The following is a 19,066-nucleotide window of genomic DNA, read 5'->3' on the forward strand; positions in this document are numbered from 1 at the left end:
GGCGCGGGCCGATCGGCCCGCGCCCCCGACGCGTCAGGGGCCGTTCAGCCCTTGCGGACCTTGGCGATCGCGGTTTTCAGGTCGTCCAGTTCGACGGCGCCGGGGATGACGTAGCGGGCGTCGAACACGAAGGTTGGCGTCCCCTCCATGTTGATGGCCTGGGCCAGCGCCGTGTTGTCGCGCAATGTCGCGGCGACGGCGGGGCCGGCCATGTCGGCCGCCAGGCGGTCGGGGTCCAGCCCGGCCTGGGTCGCCAGCACGCGGATCCGCGCGGCGTCGGGCTTGGTGCTGTCCGTCATGACGGCGCGCTGCATGCGGAAATAGGCGTCCTGACCGCCTTGCAGGGACGCGGCGACGATGGCCTGCGCGGCCAGCAGGCTGGCGGGTCCCAGGACCGGAACGATCTTTTCCACGACGCGCACGTCCCGGTCGTCGTGGACCAGGCGGTCCAGGTCGGGCAGCACCTTGCGGCAGTAGGGGCAGCGCGGATCGTAGAATTCGACCACCGTCGTGCCGCCGTGCGGGTTGCCCAGGATGGCGTCCGTGGCCACGGGTCTGGTCAATGCCGCCCGGTTCGCCGCCAGGGCGTCGCGGGTCGATGCCTGCTGCTGGGCCTCGGCCCCGGCGCGCAGGGCGGCGATGGCGTCGGTCAGGATGGACGGGTCGGTCTTCAGGGCGCTCCTGACGATATTCACGATCTCCTGCCGCTGGGCGTCGGTGAAGCCGCTGGCGTCGGCGGCCCTGGCGCCTCCGCCGAAACCCAGCAGCGACGCCGCCAGCAACGCGGCGGACAGGCCCCGCGCGCGCCAGGGGGGCGTGGAGGCGTGGGGGCGGACGGTGGGGCGAGGATGCGGCAAGGATGTACTCCGGTCATCGGGTCGGATGCCCGCCGTCTGTAAAGCAGAACCATGCGAGGCGGAAGGGTGGCATGTCGCGTGTTGCCGACGTTCCAGAAGACCGCTAATTCCGGAGGAGCCCGGTGGTTCGCGTCGGGGCCGGTGCGGTGGTTATGGAGAATTTGTGCGTGCGTGAGCGTCCCCTGAATCCCCCCGTCCGTCGATACGGGGCCATGCTGGCGTCGACCGTCCTGGCGGCCGCGCTGGCCGGCTGCGGAACATCGCCGGTCAAGACGGTCAGCAGGACGCTGTTCGGTGGCGGAGAATCCTCGCCCTATCTCAGCGGCTATATCGGCAATGTGGTGGCGGACGAACCCCAGGCGGCGATGGCCGCGCGGGATGTCCTGGCCCGTGGCGGCAATGCCGCCGACGCCGCCGCCGCGATGGGCATGACCCTGGCCGTCACCCTGCCGTCGCGGGCGTCGATGGGGGCCGGCGGCGCGTGTCTGGCCTACCGTCCGGGCGATGGGCAGGGCGGGCGCGCCTTCCTGTTTACCCCCGTGGCGGGGGCGGCCGCGACGAACGCCGGGACGGCGCCGGCGGGCGAACGGGTGGACCGGCCCGCCGCCGTGCCGATGCTGGCGCGGGGCCTGTATCTGATGCATCTGCGCTATGGCAGCGTGGAATTCGGCGAAACCCTGTCCCCCGCGCTTGGCCTTGCGCGGAACGGCATGACGGTCGGCCGGGGGTTGGCGAACGATCTGGCGGCCGTCGAGGCCCCGCTCATGGCCGACCCCGGCGCGCGGGCGCTGTTCAGCCGCAACGACGGGAAGATCCTGACCGAGGGCGATACGCTGGTCCAGTCCCGCCTGGCCGGGGTGCTGGAACAGATCCGCAGCGTGGGCGTGGGCGATTTGTATAACGGCGCGCTGGCGGCCTCGTTCGTCGCGGGCAGCCAGGCGGCCGGGGGCGGGCTGGCGTCCGCCGACCTGCGGAGCGCGGTCCCGGCCGAAACGCCGCCGCTGACCGTCATGTCGGGCGGAACGACGGTGGCCTTCCTGCCGCCGCCGGCCGATGGCGGGCTGGGCAGCGCCGTGGCCTTCCACGCCCTGTCCGCCGGCGGGCAGCCGGGGCAGGTCGCGCAGGCGGCGGTCGCGGCCTGGCGCGCACGCACGCCGGGGGCCCACGACGCCGACGACCTGGTGGCCCAGGCGCAGGCGCTGGTGGAGTCCGGAACCGTCGTCGGGGGCGGCGCCCTGCCGCATCTGCCGGCTTCGACCTCCTTTGCGGTGGTGGACCGCCACGGCGGGGCGGTGGCCTGCGCCCTGACGATGGACAATCTGTTCGGCACCGGTCGCGTGGCCGGCAGCACCGGCATCGTCATGGCGGCATCGCCGCAGCGCCTGCCGCGCCCGCTGCTGACTGCGGCGATCGCCAGCCGGGACAGGGGGTTCAGGGCCGCGGTGACAGGCTCCGGCCAGAACGACGCCGCCGATGCGGTGGCGGCGGAAATGCAGCAGGTGCTGGCCGGGCAGGACCCCGGGGCGCGGCCGGTCACGGCCAATGGCCGCATCAACGCGATTTCCTGCCCCCACGGCCTGCCGGGCGGCGAGGGAAGCTGCGTCGGCGGAACGGACGCGCGCGGGGCCGGTCTGGCCGTGGGGTCGGAGTGACGGGGGCCGCGTGCCGCTTGTGGGCGATCATGTTTTGTTCTAGATTTTCGCAGTCGGCCTTTCGCACGCGCGATGCGAAGGATGCGGGCATTCACGGCATTGGAATGGGGTAAGGGCGATGGCGCAGGCACCGGGCATGGACAAGAGCAAGGCGCTTGAAGGCGCCCTGAGCCAGATCGAGCGGGCGTTCGGCAAGGGCTCGGTCATGCGTCTGGGGGAACGCCCCAACGAACAGGCCGACGTTATTTCCTCGGGATCGCTGGGGCTGGATATCGCGTTGGGAATCGGCGGCCTGCCGCGTGGCCGCATCGTCGAGATCTACGGCCCCGAAAGTTCGGGCAAGACGACGCTGGCCCTGCACGCCATCGCCGAGGCGCAGAAGAAGGGCGGCACCTGCGCCTTCATCGACGCCGAGCATGCGCTGGACCCCGGCTATGCGCGCAAGCTGGGGGTCGATGTCGACAATCTGCTGATTAGCCAGCCCGATGCCGGCGAACAGGCGCTGGAGATCGCGGACACGCTGGTGCGTTCGGGGGCGATCGACGTGCTGGTGGTGGACAGCGTGGCGGCCCTGGTGCCGCGGGCGGAACTGGAAGGCGACATGGGCGACAGCCACGTCGGCCTGCATGCGCGCCTGATGAGCCAGGCGCTACGCAAGCTGACGGGCACGGTGTCGCGGTCCAACACCATGATGATCTTCCTGAACCAGATCCGCCTGAAGATCGGCGTGATGTTCGGCAGTCCGGAGACGACGACGGGCGGCAACGCCCTGAAATTCTATGCCTCGGTCCGGATGGACATCCGGCGGATCGGGTCGATCAAGGACAAGGACGAGGTCGTCGGCAACCAGACCCGGGTGAAGGTGGTCAAGAACAAGATGGCCCCACCGTTCCGGCAGGTCGAATTCGACATCATGTATGGCGAAGGGATCAGCAAGATGGGCGAACTGGTCGATCTGGGCGTCAAGGCGGGCATCGTCGAGAAATCGGGCGCATGGTTTTCCTATGACAGCCAGCGGATCGGGCAGGGGCGGGAAAACGCCAAGACCTTCCTTCGCACCCATCCGGAAATGGCCGCCGATATCGAACGTCGTGTCCGCGAACAGGCCGGTGTGGTCGCCGAGGCGATGCTGGTGGCGCCCGGCGAGCAGGATCTGGCTGACGCCGCCGAGTGATCGGGTGCGCGCATGGCCGGTAGAGGGCGGCCTGCACGCGCGGGCGGGCTGACGGGCGTGCGCTTTGGCTGCGTCCGCGGGTTCCGCCCCATCCTTGCGGTACTGCTGTGCCTGGGGGCATGCGCGCACCGGCCGGATGGCGATTCGATCGACATCCCGCCGCCGAGGCTGGGCGCTGCCGGCGATGATTCGGACGGCGCACCCTCGACGGGTGGGGCGGGCGGCGAGAAGGCGTCTTCGCCCGGCGCCATGGCGGCGCGGCAGCCGGATTATCGGCCGCTGCCGGATGCGCCGGGGATGCAACTGATTTCATCCGGATTCGATCCGAACGCCAGCGACGACGATGGCGGCCAGAAAGAGGACGGCAAGCATTACGTCGTCCCCGATACCCAGGTCAGCTACGGGCCTCGTTCGGGCCGGCAATCGGGATATGGCCATTAGAGGTTTTTGGAAGCCGGCGCTGTTGGCGCCTGATGGAACGGTGACGGGGGGCTGACGGGTCGTCGCGTCGGTCACGTCTCTGTCAGCTTTACGGAATTTTATGGCGGTTGGCCGCGATTTGCGGGGCAGGCCGATGATGTCGGCGGCCGGGGCGGCGGGCAGGCACTGGATTGCCGCACGCGATGGTGTTACGCCGCCCCGGAACGCGACATGATGCTGGGGCGCGCCTTCCGGAGGAGCGGGAAACATGACAGGCCAGACGATACGGGGCGGCTTTCCGTCCCGGCGATAGAGAATGGCGTCAGATCCTCTGCCCGGAGGCCAGTCCGTGTTCCGTGAAAGCGAGACGGCGGTGCCGTACCTGACCTTTTCGCGGTCGGAATGGGCGGCCCTGCGTGCGAACGTGCCGCTGTCCCTGTCCGAGGACGAGATCGCGGCCCTTCGCGGCCGGAACGAACCGGTATCGCTGGCCGACATCACCGAGATCTACCTGCCGCTGTCGCGCCTGCTGAACCTGCATGTGACGGCGCTACGCAGCCTGAACAGCATGGTGGAAAGCGCGTTCCTGGGCTGTCCCCGGATCACGGTGCCCTTCATCATCGGCATCGCCGGCAGCGTCGGTGTAGGCAAAAGCACCTTTGCCCGCCTGTTGCAGGCGGTCCTGTCCCGCTGGCCCGATCATCCCCGGGTCGATCTGGTGACCACCGACGGATTCCTGCTGCCCACGCGGGAACTGGAGGAACGCGACCTGATGCAGCGCAAGGGCTTTCCCGAAAGCTACGACCTGCGCCGGATGATCGCTTTTCTGGCGGCGGTGAAGGCGGGGGAGCGCCACCTGCGGGTGCCCTATTACTCGCACGACGCCTACGATATCGTGCCCGATCGCTTTCAGATCGTCGACCGGCCCGATATCCTGATTTTCGAAGGGCTGAACGTGCTGCAGACCGGCAGCGACCGCTCCGCCGTGGCGTCGGATTTCTTCGATTTCTCGATTTATCTGGATGCCGCGACGGCGGATATCGAGTCGTGGTACGTGGACCGCTTCCTGCTGCTGCAACGCACCGCGTTCCGCAAGCCGACATCCTATTTCCATAATTACTGCGACCTGCCGCGGGACGAGGCGGAAGCGCTCGCCCGCAGAATCTGGAACCGGATCAATCTTCCGAACCTGCAGGCCAACATCCTGCCGACGCGCGAACGCGCCCGGCTGATCGTCCGCAAGGAACGGTCGCACGCGGTCGGCGAGGTCCGGCTACGCCACCTCTGAGCGTGCCGTCCCCGCGCCGGGGGCCGCCCGGTCCGGGGTCAGCGTTGCCGTTCGATATCCGCGCCGCCACCCGGCAGCGGGGCGTCGCCCTTGATGGCCAGCGTGGCGCCATCCCACGACAGCGTACGCAGCATGCGGTCCATGACCCCCTGGACCAGGATGGATTTGCCGTCCGGCGCGAAGACCAGGCCCTGCGGCCAGAGCGTGCCCGGCGCCTGCGCCAGCGGGGTCAGGTGGCCGTCCGCCAGCGCCAGCACCGTGACGACCCCCCGGTCATGATAAAGCGGCGAGGTCGGGACGACGGCGGACCCGTTCTGGGACACCACGGCAACGAAGCGGCCGTCAGGCGAGATATCCAGCCCCTCGGGCGCGTTCGGCACGACGACGCGCTGGATTTCGCGGATCGGCGAGGCCGTCAGGTCCAGGACCGACAGGGCGCCGGGCAGGCCCTCGCCATGGCCCAGGATGCCCATGACGGCATAATGCCCGTCACGGGTCAGGCGGATGTTCCACGGGCCGGGCTTGATATCCAGCGGCTGCGGGTCAACCGTGATGCTGTCGCCGTCGATGTGCAGGACGAAGACCTTGTCCCCCTTCCACAGGCTGACCAGTGCGCGCTTGCCGTCCGGGGTGATCGCCAAACCGCCGGGGAAGCCGGCCGTCACCGGCAACGAAATGATTTTCCGGTCGCTGAGCCTGCGTCCGTCGAACCGGAACCAGGTCAGCACGCCGCCGGCCCCGTTGGCGACCAGCACATGCTTCTGGTCCGGCGTGAGGCGCAGCGTGGTGGCGCCGGGGGCGGACTGGACCTGCTGGATCACGCGGGGCTTCGGCCCGGACAGGTCGACGACGCTGATCCGGTCGTCGGGCACGATCCTGCCCTGCGCCGGATCGGCCTTCGTCGCGGAGGACACCAGCACGATCCTGCCGTCCGGCGTCAGTTCCAGGCCCGTCGGCGGCCCAACGACGCTGACGGGGACAGCCACGCTGGACCGGACCGCCCACACCCCGTTCGACCCCTGCTCCAGGACCGACAGCGTATCGGGCTTCAGCGGGCTGGGCAGGACCTGCACCCCGTTACGCAGGATGGAATGGGCGTCGTTGGCGGAAACGACCGTTTCGGCCCGTGCGGCGGTGGCCAGCGCCATCGAGACGCACAACGTGGACAGGACCCTCAGACGCATCGTTCACCTTGCAGACGTATTTATGACATTCCGCTGAACTGATATCCGACGGGCATCGGGAATGACATTGGGTAAACTTAATTTTATCCGAACAGGATTTTCCGAATTTGTATCCGAATGGGGACAACGGGAAGAAGGATGTTCGGTATCCGTAACTTATTATATTGCACAACGCCCGAGCCGCATCATCATCGCACATGCGCCAGGACGCCGTTCAGGATGGCGGCAAGTTCGTTCCGGTAGGAGTCAGGCCCGTTTTCCTGCGCCAGCCGGCGCAACGCGCCGTTCCGGACAACCGTCCACAGGGCGGGATCGTCGTGAAGGGCCATGATCGCCTCGGCGAAGCGTCGCGGATCGTCGGTTCCGCCGGACAGGATGTCCCGCCCGTCGGTCCACCCGGTCTGGGTGCACAGCAACTCGGTGGCGACGACGGGCAGGCCGTAGGATGCGGCCTCGTGGATCTTGTAGGGCATGCCGCCGGCGAAGCGGGTCGGGGCGACGAAGACCCGATGCTGGTCATACAGCGGGGCCGGATCGTCCACCGGCCCCAGAAGCCTGACGCGGCCGTTGCCGGCAAACGCGGTGAAATGGACCGTGGGGCCGACATGGCCCGCCACCGACAGGTGGAACGTCGGGGGCAGCAGCGGCAGGACGTGCGTCACGAACCAGTCCAGGCTGTCGTAATTCGGCGACCCCATGTCATGGATGGCGCCGAGGAACAGCATGTCCTGCCGTTCGACCCAGCGCCGCATGGTCGGTCGGGGCGCGATCATGTGGCCCAGGATCGAGATATTTTCAAATCCGGCCTGCCGCGCCAGCTCGGCGTCGTGCGCGTTGACCGTGACGATCTGCTGGCAGAAATAGGCGCAGGCCAGTTCGGCCCGCAGCGCCTCGGGCAAGGGGGGCGGGGGCGGCAGGCCCAGCACGCGCGCGCGTGCGGCGGTGCGCGGGGCGGCGATGCATTCGGTATCCAGGATGAACCCGTTGACCGGCAGATCGACCGATGTCGCGGCCAGTGCGGGAAGAAGACGATCCAGATTGTGGGTCCGGCCGACCCAGGTCAGGTCGTAATAGCGCGACCGCCCGCGCACGAAATCGGCCAGCACGTCGATGTCGCGGTCATGCAGGATCTCCACGCTGTCGGGAAAATCCCGATAGATCGCGGGCAGGCTTTCGTGGGACGGTGTTATCGGAAAAATTGTGACGTGATAGCCAAGTTCCACCATCATCCGCACGATGTCGTTCGAGCGGACATAGCCCGACCCCAGATGGCGCAGCGGGATCCGGTCCTCGATATACAGGATGCGCCGGCGATCCTGGCGGGCGGTGCGGGCGAACACGGCGTTTTCGTCGTTGCGGGGGTAGCAATAGCGCAGGACATCACGATGTTTCGTGGCAAAGACGTGAAGGTTCCGGCGCATCAACCCATGGGAAAACGCGCCGTCCGATGAGCCGTATTCCAGATGCCGGACGACGATCGCCGGATCGTAGACGGTGCGGTATCCGGCTTTGCGTAGGCGGACGCACAGATCGACTTCCTCGTAATAGGCCGGCGAGAACGCGGGATCGAACCCGTCCATGGCGCGCAGGATGTCGCTGCGGACCATCAGGAATGCGCCGGAACAATAATCGACGTCGCGGACGAAATTCGCCTCGGGAACGGTCGGGTCCCGGTCGCGCAGATATCCGCCCGTGCTGCCGTCGCGCCAGATGATCGAACCGGCTTCCTGCAACACGCCGTTGGTCCGGACCAGCTTCGCCCCGACTGCGCCGATATCGGGCGCCGAGGTCAGCCGGCGCATGGCGCGCCCGATGGCCTGGTGCCCCAGCGTCAGGTCATTGTTCAGGAACAGCGTGGCCGGCGCCGCGACATGGCGCAGTGCCGCGTTGCAGGCATCGACATATCCCAGGTTGCGGGAAAACCGGATAAGCCGTGCGCCGGTCACGAACCGTTCGATATGGATCGTCTCGTCGTGCGAGCCGGAATCCACGACGATCAGGTCGATGTCGCCCGGCCATCCGGCACGCACCGAGGCCAGTGCCTGCAGGGTCAGGGCGAAATGATTGCGGACCACGACGATCACACTGACATCCGGTGCGCCGCGTGGGGTGAAGTCGATGGGTTCGCGCGCATGCAGCAGCATCGCGTCCCGCGCCGTCTGGCGAAAGGCGGCCTTGGTCTGGTCCTCGTCCAGTCGCATCGGCGGCGTGGCGGAACGGTCATGTGGGCATGCCGCCAGCCAGTGTCGGAAGATATCCGGATATCGGCCGGACTCGAGGTCGTCCCGAACGCATCCCGAAGCAAGATACGCACGCAGATCGACGTCTTCGTTCGGACGTCGATATTCAGCCACGCCATATTTCAGGAAATGCTCGTACCCCGAGCGGAACATCCCGCGTTCCAGCGCGTCGTCCACGTCGGCATGTGCGATCCGGTAGTACTGTTCCGAAAACCATGGGCCGGGGCGGAAGGATGTCGGCGTCGGGTTGGCCAGGAAATGATGCAGCGCGCAGGAATACTCTCCCGCTGCGATCCGCGCGCCGACTTCGGGATAGGTTTTCAGATACCAGATCGCATCGAAGCAGGTCGAGACCGTGATGGTCGGGGGGACACGGGGCAGGCGGCCCATGACATGATGGAACGGCCCATCCGCCCCGGCACGGACACCGTCGAAACCGCCCTCGGCAACGAATGGCGGATCGAACAGCCAATGGCCGCTCTGTCCCGCGCGATCTCCTTCCGCCAGATAGTGATCGTAGCCGTTGCGAAAGCCGCGCGCGGCAAGGGTCGCGTGGGACAGGGACGGGTCATGCTCCAGGTAACAGGACTCGTCGAACAGCCAGTGCGGTGATCTTTCGTGAAAACCCGTGGTCAGGTAATGGACAAATCCGTTGGGAACGATGTCGTTCGCAATGGCCTCGGCGATGTCGGGATAGCGGGCCCGATACCAGGCCTCATCAAAGAACCGGTTCGGCGAATGGCCCAGGCCGATGCCGAAATCCCGAAAATAGGAAAGTACGTCGGCACAGCCGAGGAAGATCATCTGCTCGGCGACGAACGGATAGGCGGCCAGGTACCAGACGGGATCGAACCCGTACCAGACGGGCCGGCGGGGCGGGCCGGCGGCGGTTTCTTCCTGTTCGGCCTGTGTCAGGGCGTAGCGGATCTCGGCCTCGGCGCATCCCGCGCCGGCCGCCCGGTCGGCCAGGGCCAGGATCGGCGCGGTGACCGTCGGCGCTACCCGCATGTCGTCGATCGGCAGGGTCTGCGCCGCCCGGTAGCCGGATCCGGTTTGCACATCCAGCCGGAAGTGATCGACCAGATAGGTCATCCGCACCTCCAGCGGCTGGGCGCAGGCGCGGGCGAGGCATCGTGTGGCCGCTTCCGCCACGACCGTTCCGCTGCCGTTCGCCAGCAGCAGGCGCATCGCGTTCAGCAGCAGCCCCGCCAGGTCGTGGACCGTATCGGGCGGCGAATCGACAGTCATGGCGTCACGAGCAGTCTTTTGCATGCGGGGGAAATGGCGGATGGCTCCTGACCGGGCGGGCGAGGCGGAGGTCCAGCCTATGGGCGGCGTGCTTAATGTTTGGTTATTTGCGCGTCTGGGATAGCGTATCGGGGCAATGCAGCGCCGGTGGCGAGGGGGCAGGATGGTCAGGGCAATCGGTTTGATGAGCGGCACGGCGCTGGACGGGGTGGACGCCGCCTGCATCGAGACCGATGGCGAGACGATCCACGCGACCGGACCGGCGATCACCATTCCCTATCCGCCGTCCCTGCGCCGCCGCCTGCGGGAGATATTGGACCATGCCGCCAGCCTGTCGCCCGACGACCCGGACCTGCGCGCGGTCGAACGGGACATGACCCACCAGCATGTCGAGGCCGTGCGTGCCTTGCGATGCGACGCGGACCTGGTGGGCTTCCACGGCCAGACGATCCTGCATCGGCCGGAGGAGGGGCGGACATGGCAGATCGGCGATGCGGCGCTGCTGTCGGGGGAAACCGGCCTGCCGGTCGTGCATGATTTCCGCAGCGCCGACATGGCGGCCGGCGGCGAGGGCGCGCCGCTGGTGCCGCTGTTCCACGCCGCGCTGACGCGGCGGATCCCCCGGCCGGTCGCCATCCTCAATATCGGCGGGGTCGCGAATGTCTCGCTGGTCGGGGAAGACGGCGCGCTGGTCGCCTGCGATACCGGGCCGGGCAACGCGTTGCTGGACGATTGGGCGCTGCGCCATACCGGCGTTCCGTACGACCGCGACGGGATGCTGGCCCGAGCCGGTCAGGTCGATCACGCCGTTCTGGCAATCCTGATGTCGGACCCGTTCTTCGTGCGCGCGGCGCCGAAATCGCTCGATCGCCTGGCGTTCCACCAGGGGCTGGCGGCGTTGTCGCGCCTGTCCGCCGTCGATGGGGCGGCGACGCTTGCGGCCTTCACGGTCCGGGCGGTGGCCAGCCTGCCGCTGCCGTTCCAGCCCCGCCGGTGGCTGGTCTGTGGCGGCGGGCGTCACAATCCGGTGCTGATGGAGGGGTTGCGGGTCCATCTGGCCGCGCCCGTCGCACCGGTCGAGGCCGTGGGATGGAATGGCGATGCGCTGGAGGCCCAGTGTTTCGGCTTCCTGGCGGTTCGCAGCGTGCGCGGCCTGCCCTTGTCCGGGCCGGGGACGACCGGCGCCGCGATGCCTGTGACCGGCGGGCGGCTGGAAGCAGGCGGCGTGTCCGAGGATGTGATGCGGGTGCTGAACCGGTGGCGCGCCGCCTGATTGTTACGGCGGGACCCTCATGCATATCGGTCGTATGTCCTGCCGCGTCGGTGAGGGTCCTGTCCCGGATGATGGGCGCCGGCGGCTCGCGGTCGCCGAAAAAAATCGATGACCATCTGCATGGAGGTCAGGACCTGGCGCACCGTTTCGACCAGGGCGCCGCCTTCGCCACTTCCGCCGGGCTGACCGATCCGCCGGGCGGGGGGCGTCATGGGGGCCTGTTCCCCTTTCGCGTGGATCGCGAACTCGGCATCGATGCTTTTGATGGTGATGCCGGCCACCGCGATCGCATGCATCCTGTAGCGCAGGACGCAGACCTGTTCGCTCGCCATCGCCATCCGCGCCAGGTCGCCGGGCGTCTGCACGTCGCCTTCATAAGCGCGGGCGCGCATTGCCATGACATCCGTTGGAAAAGAAGAGTCCGTCATGTCCATGGCTTCGGTCATGGGGGAACTCCGCCGGGATCCTGTTTCGGTGTCCCGTCAACGGCGACGCCCATCCGGGGTTGCAGCGGTACCGGATATATGCATGGGCTCGGGGCCTTTTGCCTGTGCGGCGGGCAATAGGATACGGTTGCGGGATGAACATGTCCCCGCCTGTCCCGACGCCCTCCGGCCTGGTGATTCGTCTGATCGCCTGCGCCGCCGGCATGGTGGTTGCGAACATCTATTACGCCCAGCCCCTGATCGCGCTGATCGGGCCGGATATCGGGCTGGCGCCCGCGTGGCAGGGCAGCGTCGTCATGCTGACCCAGCTTGGCTACGGATGCGGGATGATCGGCCTGGTGTCGCTGGCCGACATCGTTGAAAATCGCCGGCTGGTGCTGGTCGCGCTGGCCTGCCTGTGCGTGGCCCTGCTGGGCTCGGCGCTGGCGTCGTCGGCCGTCGTGTTCCTGGCCATGGCGTTCGTCGTCGGGGTGTTCGCCACCGCGACGCAGGTCCTGGTGCCCCTGGCGTCCCATCTGTCGGCGGAACGCGATCGCGGTCGTGTGGTCGGCACCGTCATGGGCGGGTTGATCGGCGGCATCATGCTGGCCCGTCCGTTTGCCAGCATCCTGGCCGCCCATGCCGGCTGGCATGCGGTGTTCGTGGTGTCGTGCGGGATGATGCTGCTTCTGATGGTGGCGTTGGGCCGGAAACTGCCGCGACGCCAGCCGGTCCATGACGGCCTGACCTACGGGCATATCCTGGGGTCCCTGGGTGGCCTGCTGGCGCATACGCCGCTGCTGCGGCGGCGGGCGGTCTATCAGGGGGCGGCGTTCGCGGCCTTCAACATGTTCTGGACGGCGGTGCCGCTGCTGCTGGCCGGCCCGTCATTCCGCCTGGGCCAGACCGGGATCGCGCTGTTCGCCCTGGCCGGTGCGGGCGGGGCGCTGGCGGCGCCGGTCGCGGGGCGGCTGGCCGACCGGGGCCTGACCGACCGGGCCACGACCGGCGCTATGCTGATGATCGCGGGGGCTTTCGCGGCGACCGGGCTGGCCCTGGCCTGGCGGTCGCTGCCGTTGCTGGCGCTCGCGGCGATCGTGCTGGATGCGGGCGTGCAGACCAACCAGGTCGTCAGCATGCGGGCGATCTACATGCTGCGGCCCGAGGTGCGCGGCCGGCTGAACGCCCTGTTCATGACCATGGTCTTCCTGTCGGGCGCGGCGGGCTCGGTTTCGGCCGCCGCCCTGTTCCACGGCGCGGGATGGTCCGCGGTCGCCCTGGCGGGCGGCGGGCTGGCGGTGGCGGCGCTGGCGCGCCAGGTCAGCGCCGGGGAAACCTTCCGCCGCTGATCTTCCGGCCCCGGCGCCGGCGTTTCAGCCCGTGGCGCCCTTCTGCGCGATCAGCGCGCGATAGACGTCGAGGTAATCCTCGGCCATGCGGCGGGCGGTGAAGCGTTCCTCGAACCGCTGGCGGATGCGCGCCGAATTCAGCTCGGGCAGGCGGGCGCAGGCGGTAACAGCTTCGTGTTCGTTATCCACGATCAGGCCGGTCAGCCCATCCTCCAGCACCTCGGGCACCGATCCGCGCCGGAAGGCCACGACAGGCGTGCCGCAGGCCATGGCCTCGATCATCACCAGGCCGAACGGCTCCGGCCAGTCGATGGGCATCAGCAGCGCACGGGCGCCCGACAGGAAGGCGGGCTTCTGCTGGTCGTTGATCTCGCCGATCAGTTCCACTCCATCCCCCAGCATCGGCAGGATCTCGTGGTCGAAATACTCGGCGTCCACCTTGTCGATCTTGGCGGCGATCTTCAGCCTGACCCCCAGCGCGCGGGCGATGCGGATTGCCTTGTCCACGCCTTTTTCCGGGCAGATCCTGCCCAGGAAGGCGAAATAGTCGCGCGGTCCGGGTTGCGGCGTCAGCAGCTTCTCGGGCAGGCCGTGCAGGACGGTGCGGACATAATGCGCCTGCGGCAAGGGCAGGCGCTGGTTGTCCGAGATCGAGACGATGGGCACATGCGGGAAGGCATTGAAGACCGGCTGCAGCTCCATCAGGTCCAGCCGGCCGTGCATGGTGGTCAGCATCGGCGTGGGCTGGCGGCTGAAATGGGTGAAGGGCCAGTAGTCCATATGGAAATGAAGGATATCGAACTGGTCCGTCACCCGCGCCACCTGCTCCATCATCAGCATGTGGGGCGCTATCGGATCGCGGATCGCGGGGTCCAGGCGCAACGCCTGCGGCCAGCAGGCGTTGAGGCGGGCGGAGGTCACGCTGTCGCCACTGGCGAACAGCGTCACGTCATGGCCCATGGCCGTCAGTTCCTCGGTCAGGAAGGACACGACGCGCTCGGTCCCGCCGTACAGCTTGGGGGGGACGGCTTCATGAAGGGGCGCGATCTGGGCGATACGCATGGGGCAGTTCACTTCTTTCTTGCGCGTGAAAGGGGTAGGGGATGCGACCGTGCGACCGGGAAACGGCAATTCGATGGCCGCGAGGCAGGGACAGCGATGCGGGGTAATGTTAAACGGGGTTGGAACGACCCCGTTCCGTCATCAACGAGGCGTCGGCCGGGGTGAAGTCTATCTTTCTTCCCCTTGATCCGGATAGATAACAGGGTCAAGGCGCGGAATTTCCCATCATCCACGATGGCGGGACCGGCCGGCAGCAGAGAGGGCAGCCGATTTTGGCGAGCAATATCGAGAGCACCATCCCCGACGACCAACTGGTCCGCTACCTGGGCCGGCCGCTTTCCTTTGTCTTCCGGTATGTGCGGCGTCATGCTGGCCAGCATGTCCTGATCTTCCTCTCGGTCGCGGTGGCGGTTGCGTGCACGGTCGGTGCAACCTACGCCACCCGCTTTCTCGTCGATACCATGACCGCGCATGCGGCGGGAGACATGGCGGCGGTCTGGCGGGCGGTGGCGGTTCTGGTCGTCGTGATCGCGTTCGACAACATGTCGTGGCGGGTCGCCGGCTGGTTCGCCACCTATGCGTTCGTCGCGATCACCGGCGATGTCCGTCGCGACCTGTTCCGCTACCTGACGGCGCATTCGGCGTCCTATTTCGCGGACCGCATGCCGGGAGCGATGGCGTCGCGCATCTCGACGTCGGCCATCTCGATCTTCACCCTGGAAAACCTGGCGGCGTGGAACGTGCTGCCGCCCTGCCTGAACGTGGCGCTGTCGATCGGGCTGATGGTGACGATCAGCCCGCTGATGGCGGGGGTGATCGTCACCCTGTCGGGCGGGCTGTGCCTGCTGATGTTCCGCATGGCGGCCGGCGGCCGGTCGCTGCACCAGCACTATGCGTCCGAGGCGTCCCGCGTGGATGGCGAGATGCTGGACATCATCAACAACGTGGCGCTGGTCCGCTCGTTCGGCATGACGCATTACGAACGTGTCCGCCTGGCGGACACCATGCGCCACGAGATGGGCGCGCGGGGCACGTCGCTGCGCTACATGGAAAAGCTGCGCCTGGTCCATGCGGTGCTGACGGCGGTGCTGACGGCCGGCCTGCTGGTCTGGGTGGTCATGCTGTGGCACCTGGGGCGGGCCAGCATCGGCGATGTCGTCATGGTCACCAACCTGGGCTTCATGATCCTGCACGGCACCCGTGACCTGGCGGTGGCGCTGGTCGAGACCATCCAGCATATCGCCCGCCTCGACGAGGCCCTGTCGGCCATCCTGGTGCCGCACGAAATGGTCGATTCGCCGGAGGCGCGGACCTTCTCCGGCCCGTCGCGGGGCGAGGTGGCGTTTCGCGACGTGACGTTCGCCTATCCCGGCGCGCGCCCCGTCCTGGCGCATTTCGACCTGGTGATCGAAGCCGGGTCCCGCGTCGGGCTGGTCGGGCGGTCGGGTTCGGGCAAGAGCACGATCCTGGCCCTGATCCAGCGCCTGCGCTACGTGCAGGGCGGCGCGATCGAGATCGACGGGATCGACATCCGCGACCTGGACGAGGACAGCCTGCGGTCGTGCATGTCCGTCGTGCCGCAGGACGTGTCGATGCTGCGGCGCTCGATCCTGGAGAATATCCGCTATGGCAAGCCCGATGCGACCGACGAGGAGGTCTTCGCCGCCGCCGCGGCCGCCGGCTGCCGCGATTTCATCCAGTTGATGCCCGAGGGATTCGAGACCGAGGTCGGCGACCGGGGCGTGAAGCTGTCGGGCGGCCAGCGCCAGCGGATCGCCATCGCGCGGGCCTTCCTGCGTAACGCGCCGATCCTGATCCTGGACGAGGCGACCAGCGCGCTGGACAGCGAGAGCGAGCAGCATGTGCAGGAGGCGCTGGACCGGCTGAAGGTCGGGCGGACGGTGATCGCGGTCGCCCATCGCCTGTCCACCCTGCGCGATTTCGACCGGATCGTGGTCATGGACCAGGGGCGGATCGTGCAGGACGGGCCGGTCGGCGTGCTGGAACGCAGCGAGGGACCATACCGCGATTTCCTGGAACGTCAGTCCATGTTCGTCGAAAGCGCGTTATAGGGCCGGGCGCGTCACGCGCCGTAAGGCATCCTGTCCCGCCGTCCTGGGCCGGACATCCTTTGATTTGGGCAATTCACAGAGTCACGGGCATAGCACACGCATGGTAGCAGCAGGCAGGAACCGGCGCGGCCCCCGGACGGCGGGCGCGGCGGGCGAACAGGACGACGCAGGGGGGCGGCGCGCCCTGAGTGTCGACGCCTACAACCACATCCGCACCGCGCTGATCCGCAGCCGCTATCGCATGGGGCAGAGGCTGGTGCTGCGGCCGCTGGCCGCCGAGCTGGGGCTGAGTCCGACCCCGGTGCGCGAGGCGCTGCTGCGCCTGGTCTCGGAACAGGCGCTGGAACTGAACGATCGCAACACCGCCGTGGTGCCCGACATCACGCAGGCGAGCTTCCTGGAAATCCACAACCTGCGCGTCGATCTGGAAAGCCGGCTGGTGCAGGCGGCGGCGCTGCGCGCGGCCCCGGCCGAAATCGAGGCCTTGAGCGCGCTGAACGATTCGTTCCTGGCGGCCTGCGAACGCCATGACGAAGGCAGCATGGCGGCCTGCAATGCCGATTTTCACGCCCTGCTGGCCACCATCGCCGACCTGCCGCTGACGGCCAACATCCTGCGTAGCCTGTGGGCGCGCGTGGGGCCGATCTATGCGCTGGCGCGGACCGGGCCACCGCCGCGCGCGTCGGGCGTGGCCCATCCGCATGACGAATTGCTGGCGGCCCTGCGCGCCCGCAACCCGGAGGAGGCGCGGCAGGCCCTGGTGCGCGATTTCGAATATGCGCGCAAATGGATCGAGCCGCTTCTGCCCGCCTAGGACAGGCCCCCGGCCTCCGCGACCGGCTTGCCCTTCAGTTCGGGAACCTCGATGTCGATTTCCAGCATCGAGACCCCGGCGCCACGGTCCATCTTGACCTGGACCTTGTCCTGGTCGACGGAAATGTGGCGCTTGATGACCTCCAGGATTTCCTCATGCAGCTTGGCCAGAAGGTCGGACTGGCCCTCGCCGGTCGCGCGCTCGTGCGCCAGCAGGATCTGGAGCCGGTCGCGGGCGACGGGGGCCGACGTCTTGCGTCCGAACAGGGATGTCAGGAAGCTCATGCGACACTCCGCTTGAACAGCCAGTCGAACAGGCCCTTGCGTTCGGTGGGCACGCTGATGTCCAGCTTCTCGCCTTCCAGGCGGCGCACGGCCTCGAAATAGGCGCGGGCAGGGGCGCTGTTGGGGTTGGACAGCGTGACCGGCGTGCCCAGGTTGGACGCCCGCAGCACTTCCTCGCTCTCGGGGACGATGCCCAGCAGCGGGATGGACAGGATTTCCAGCACGTCCTCGGTCCGCAGCATCTCGCCCCGCGCGGCGCGGGCCGGGTCGTAGCGGGTCAGCAGAAGGTGCTTGTCGATCTTCTCGCCCTTCTTGGCGCGCTCGGTGGTGCTGTCGAGCATGCCGATGATGCGGTCGCTGTCGCGCACCGACGAGACCTCGGGGTTGGTCACGACCACCGCCTGGTCGGCGTGATACATCGCAAGCTGCGCCCCGCGTTCGATGCCGGCCGGGCTGTCGCAGATGACCCAGTCGAACTTCTCGCGCAGCTCGTCCATGACGCGGGCCACGCCCTCGGGGGTCAGCGCGTCCTTGTCGCGGGTCTGCGAGGCCGGAAGGATGGACAGGGTTTCGACCCGCTTGTCGCGGATCAGCGCCTGGGCCAGCTTGGCGTCACCCTGCACGACGTTGATGAGGTCGAAGACGACCCGTCGTTCGGCCCCCATGACCAGATCGAGGTTGCGGAGGCCGACGTCGAAATCGACGACGACGACGTTTTTCCCCGTCTGGGCCAGTGCCGCGCCGAGGGCGGCGGTCGATGTCGTCTTGCCGACTCCGCCCTTTCCGGATGTGACAACCAGCACCTTCGCCATACCATCTGTTCCTCTGTTTGGATTCGCCGCGTGCGGCGTCCCGTGTGCGCGATTCTAGTGGCGGAGTTGTGGCGTCCGCAACGGGAAAGCGCCACTGTTTCCCTCCGCTAATCCATGGCCCGGACGACGATGGTGTCGTCCTCCAGCAACGCCTGCACCGCCCGGCTGGTCAGGGCCGGGTCGACTTCCTCGGCGATCATGTAGTAGCCGTCGATCGCGACGAGTTCGGCCTTCATGACGGTGGCGAAGATCCGCGCGCCGGCCTGCCCGCCCATGCCGGCGATGGCCCGGCCGCGCAGCGTCCCGTAGACATGGACCGACCCGCCGGCCGAGATCTCGGCGCCCGAGGCGACCGACCCGATGACGATCACATCTCCATCAGGGTACAGGATCGACTGGCCGGACCGCACGGGGCCTTCGACGATCAGCGCCCCGGCCGGGGCGGCGGGCTGGGGGGGCTGGGTGTCTTCGGCCGCGTCGTCCTCGGGGATCGCGACGGCGCCCGATGCCCGTCCGCCCTCGAAGCTGTCGGGCCAGTCCCATCCGGCGAGGGCGGGCCAGGACCGGTCGCCGCCCTCGATCCCGATGACGCGCACGCCGCGTTCCAGCAGGGCGGGGTAGAAGTCGGCCAGCCCCTCGGCATCGGCGGACAGCAGGCCGAGATCGAGGATGATCGGCTTGCCGGCGAAGAAGGACGGCGACCGCGCGATCTGCGCGTCCAGGCCGCGCAGCCAGTCGTCCAGCGCGGCTTCGGGCGACAGGACCAGTGCCAGGAAGGAACGGCCGCGGGCTCGGATACGGGGCAGCGGGCGGGAGTCGTCTGACAAGCGGGACGGACTTTCGGTCTGCGGGGGAAGGCTCCGTTCCAGCTACCGTGAGATGCCCGCCCTGTCGAGCCAAAGAGGCCGCGAA

The 19,066-nt window shown here is 68.0% G+C and carries 16 protein-coding genes; 8 read left to right on the forward strand and 8 right to left on the reverse strand.

All coding sequences use genetic code 11. The annotated features are described in order from the left end of the window. Nucleotides 1–44: 44 nt before the first annotated feature. Nucleotides 45–857 (reverse strand): DsbA family protein, encoded by an 813-nt coding sequence (locus HLH21_RS00115; RefSeq protein WP_373319620.1) that lies wholly within the window; start codon nt 855–857, stop codon nt 45–47. A gap of 212 nt (nt 858–1,069) precedes the next feature. Here HLH21_RS00115 and HLH21_RS00120 point away from each other — a divergent pair, with 212 nt between their 5' ends. The 4 genes from HLH21_RS00120 to coaA all read left to right on the forward strand — a co-directional run bounded on the left by HLH21_RS00120 (nt 1,070) and on the right by coaA (nt 5,391). Beyond that, on the forward strand, nt 1,070–2,509 hold the full coding sequence (locus tag HLH21_RS00120) for a gamma-glutamyltransferase (RefSeq protein ID WP_246379004.1): 1,440 nt from the start codon (nt 1,070–1,072) through the stop codon (nt 2,507–2,509). Between the two features lie 118 nt (nt 2,510–2,627). Next, the gene (gene recA, locus HLH21_RS00125) at nt 2,628–3,683 is read left to right on the forward strand and encodes a recombinase RecA (RefSeq protein ID WP_182940201.1); all 1,056 of its coding nucleotides are present in this window, start codon (nt 2,628–2,630) and stop codon (nt 3,681–3,683) included. Nucleotides 3,684–3,695: 12 nt separating this feature from the next. Then, a complete protein-coding gene (locus HLH21_RS00130; RefSeq protein WP_246378977.1) occupies nt 3,696–4,124 on the forward strand; it encodes a hypothetical protein in 429 nt (142 codons plus the stop codon). 295 nt (nt 4,125–4,419) lie between these two features. After that, nucleotides 4,420–5,391, forward strand: a complete 972-nt coding sequence (gene coaA, locus HLH21_RS00135; RefSeq protein ID WP_182940202.1) for a type I pantothenate kinase — start codon at nt 4,420–4,422, stop codon at nt 5,389–5,391. 38 nt (nt 5,392–5,429) lie between these two features. Here the strand turns inward: coaA and HLH21_RS00140 are convergent, their stop codons facing one another. Both HLH21_RS00140 and HLH21_RS00145 read right to left on the reverse strand, forming a co-directional pair. Next, complete coding sequence (locus HLH21_RS00140) at nt 5,430–6,575, reverse strand: lactonase family protein (RefSeq protein ID WP_182940203.1); 1,146 nt, start codon at nt 6,573–6,575, stop codon at nt 5,430–5,432. Between the two features lie 188 nt (nt 6,576–6,763). Then, nucleotides 6,764–10,063: a glycosyltransferase gene (locus HLH21_RS00145; RefSeq protein WP_182940204.1), complete on the reverse strand. Its 3,300-nt coding sequence runs from the start codon at nt 10,061–10,063 to the stop codon at nt 6,764–6,766. Between the two features lie 163 nt (nt 10,064–10,226). On the opposite strand from HLH21_RS00145, the gene HLH21_RS00150 reads away from it, so the two are divergent. After that, a complete protein-coding gene (locus HLH21_RS00150) occupies nt 10,227–11,336 on the forward strand; it encodes an anhydro-N-acetylmuramic acid kinase (protein WP_182940205.1) in 1,110 nt (369 codons plus the stop codon). Nucleotides 11,337–11,353: 17 nt separating this feature from the next. Here the strand turns inward: HLH21_RS00150 and HLH21_RS00155 are convergent, their stop codons facing one another. Beyond that, nucleotides 11,354–11,782, reverse strand: a complete 429-nt coding sequence (locus tag HLH21_RS00155; RefSeq protein ID WP_182940206.1) for a hypothetical protein — start codon at nt 11,780–11,782, stop codon at nt 11,354–11,356. 134 nt (nt 11,783–11,916) lie between these two features. On the opposite strand from HLH21_RS00155, the gene HLH21_RS00160 reads away from it, so the two are divergent. Continuing rightward, a complete protein-coding gene (locus HLH21_RS00160) occupies nt 11,917–13,110 on the forward strand; it encodes an MFS transporter (RefSeq protein ID WP_182940207.1) in 1,194 nt (397 codons plus the stop codon). A 24-nt stretch (nt 13,111–13,134) separates the two neighbouring features. On the opposite strand, the gene HLH21_RS00165 is transcribed toward HLH21_RS00160, so the two are convergent. Then, nucleotides 13,135–14,172 carry a glycosyltransferase family 4 protein gene (locus HLH21_RS00165; RefSeq protein WP_182940208.1) on the reverse strand — a complete coding sequence of 346 codons (1,038 nt, stop codon included), beginning with the start codon at nt 14,170–14,172 and terminating at the stop codon, nt 13,135–13,137. A gap of 272 nt (nt 14,173–14,444) precedes the next feature. On the opposite strand from HLH21_RS00165, the gene HLH21_RS00170 reads away from it, so the two are divergent. Together HLH21_RS00170 and HLH21_RS00175 are read left to right on the forward strand one after the other, a co-directional pair. Then, nucleotides 14,445–16,244 carry an ABC transporter ATP-binding protein gene (locus HLH21_RS00170; RefSeq protein ID WP_182940209.1) on the forward strand — a complete coding sequence of 600 codons (1,800 nt, stop codon included), beginning with the start codon at nt 14,445–14,447 and terminating at the stop codon, nt 16,242–16,244. A 100-nt stretch (nt 16,245–16,344) separates the two neighbouring features. Continuing rightward, a complete protein-coding gene (locus HLH21_RS00175; RefSeq protein WP_182940210.1) occupies nt 16,345–17,058 on the forward strand; it encodes a GntR family transcriptional regulator in 714 nt (237 codons plus the stop codon). Here the strand turns inward: HLH21_RS00175 and minE are convergent. The 3 genes from minE to minC all read right to left on the reverse strand — a co-directional run bounded on the left by minE (nt 17,055) and on the right by minC (nt 18,981). Then, a complete protein-coding gene (minE, locus tag HLH21_RS00180; protein ID WP_182940211.1) occupies nt 17,055–17,342 on the reverse strand; it encodes a cell division topological specificity factor MinE in 288 nt (95 codons plus the stop codon). The genes HLH21_RS00175 and minE overlap by 4 nt on opposite strands. Then, complete coding sequence (gene minD / locus HLH21_RS00185; RefSeq protein WP_182940212.1) at nt 17,339–18,154, reverse strand: septum site-determining protein MinD; 816 nt, start codon at nt 18,152–18,154, stop codon at nt 17,339–17,341. The genes minE and minD overlap by 4 nt, the downstream gene beginning before the upstream one ends. 107 nt (nt 18,155–18,261) lie before the next feature. Beyond that, nucleotides 18,262–18,981, reverse strand: a complete 720-nt coding sequence (minC, locus tag HLH21_RS00190) for a septum site-determining protein MinC (protein WP_182940213.1) — start codon at nt 18,979–18,981, stop codon at nt 18,262–18,264. Nucleotides 18,982–19,066: the final 85 nt, after the last annotated feature.

Source organism: Gluconacetobacter johannae (assembly GCF_014174305.1).
In the GTDB taxonomy this organism is placed as follows: Bacteria; Pseudomonadota; Alphaproteobacteria; order Acetobacterales; family Acetobacteraceae; genus Gluconacetobacter; species Gluconacetobacter johannae.

What these genes read in the sequence shown, in the direction of transcription:
- HLH21_RS00120 (WP_246379004.1), top strand. Translation starts at nt 1,070, where the DNA reads ATGCTGGCGTCGACCGTCCTGGCGGCCGCGCTGGCCGGCTGCGGAACA.
- recA (WP_182940201.1), top strand. Translation starts at nt 2,628, where the DNA reads ATGGCGCAGGCACCGGGCATGGACAAGAGCAAGGCGCTTGAAGGCGCC.
- HLH21_RS00130 (WP_246378977.1), top strand. Translation starts at nt 3,696, where the DNA reads ATGGCCGGTAGAGGGCGGCCTGCACGCGCGGGCGGGCTGACGGGCGTG.
- coaA (WP_182940202.1), top strand. Translation starts at nt 4,420, where the DNA reads ATGGCGTCAGATCCTCTGCCCGGAGGCCAGTCCGTGTTCCGTGAAAGC.
- HLH21_RS00140 (WP_182940203.1), bottom strand. Translation starts at nt 6,575, where the DNA reads ATGCGTCTGAGGGTCCTGTCCACGTTGTGCGTCTCGATGGCGCTGGCC.
- HLH21_RS00145 (WP_182940204.1), bottom strand. Translation starts at nt 10,063, where the DNA reads ATGACTGTCGATTCGCCGCCCGATACGGTCCACGACCTGGCGGGGCTG.
- HLH21_RS00150 (WP_182940205.1), top strand. Translation starts at nt 10,227, where the DNA reads ATGGTCAGGGCAATCGGTTTGATGAGCGGCACGGCGCTGGACGGGGTG.
- HLH21_RS00155 (WP_182940206.1), bottom strand. Translation starts at nt 11,782, where the DNA reads ATGACCGAAGCCATGGACATGACGGACTCTTCTTTTCCAACGGATGTC.
- HLH21_RS00160 (WP_182940207.1), top strand. Translation starts at nt 11,917, where the DNA reads ATGAACATGTCCCCGCCTGTCCCGACGCCCTCCGGCCTGGTGATTCGT.
- HLH21_RS00165 (WP_182940208.1), bottom strand. Translation starts at nt 14,172, where the DNA reads ATGCGTATCGCCCAGATCGCGCCCCTTCATGAAGCCGTCCCCCCCAAG.
- HLH21_RS00175 (WP_182940210.1), top strand. Translation starts at nt 16,345, where the DNA reads ATGGTAGCAGCAGGCAGGAACCGGCGCGGCCCCCGGACGGCGGGCGCG.
- minE (WP_182940211.1), bottom strand. Translation starts at nt 17,342, where the DNA reads ATGAGCTTCCTGACATCCCTGTTCGGACGCAAGACGTCGGCCCCCGTC.
- minD (WP_182940212.1), bottom strand. Translation starts at nt 18,154, where the DNA reads ATGGCGAAGGTGCTGGTTGTCACATCCGGAAAGGGCGGAGTCGGCAAG.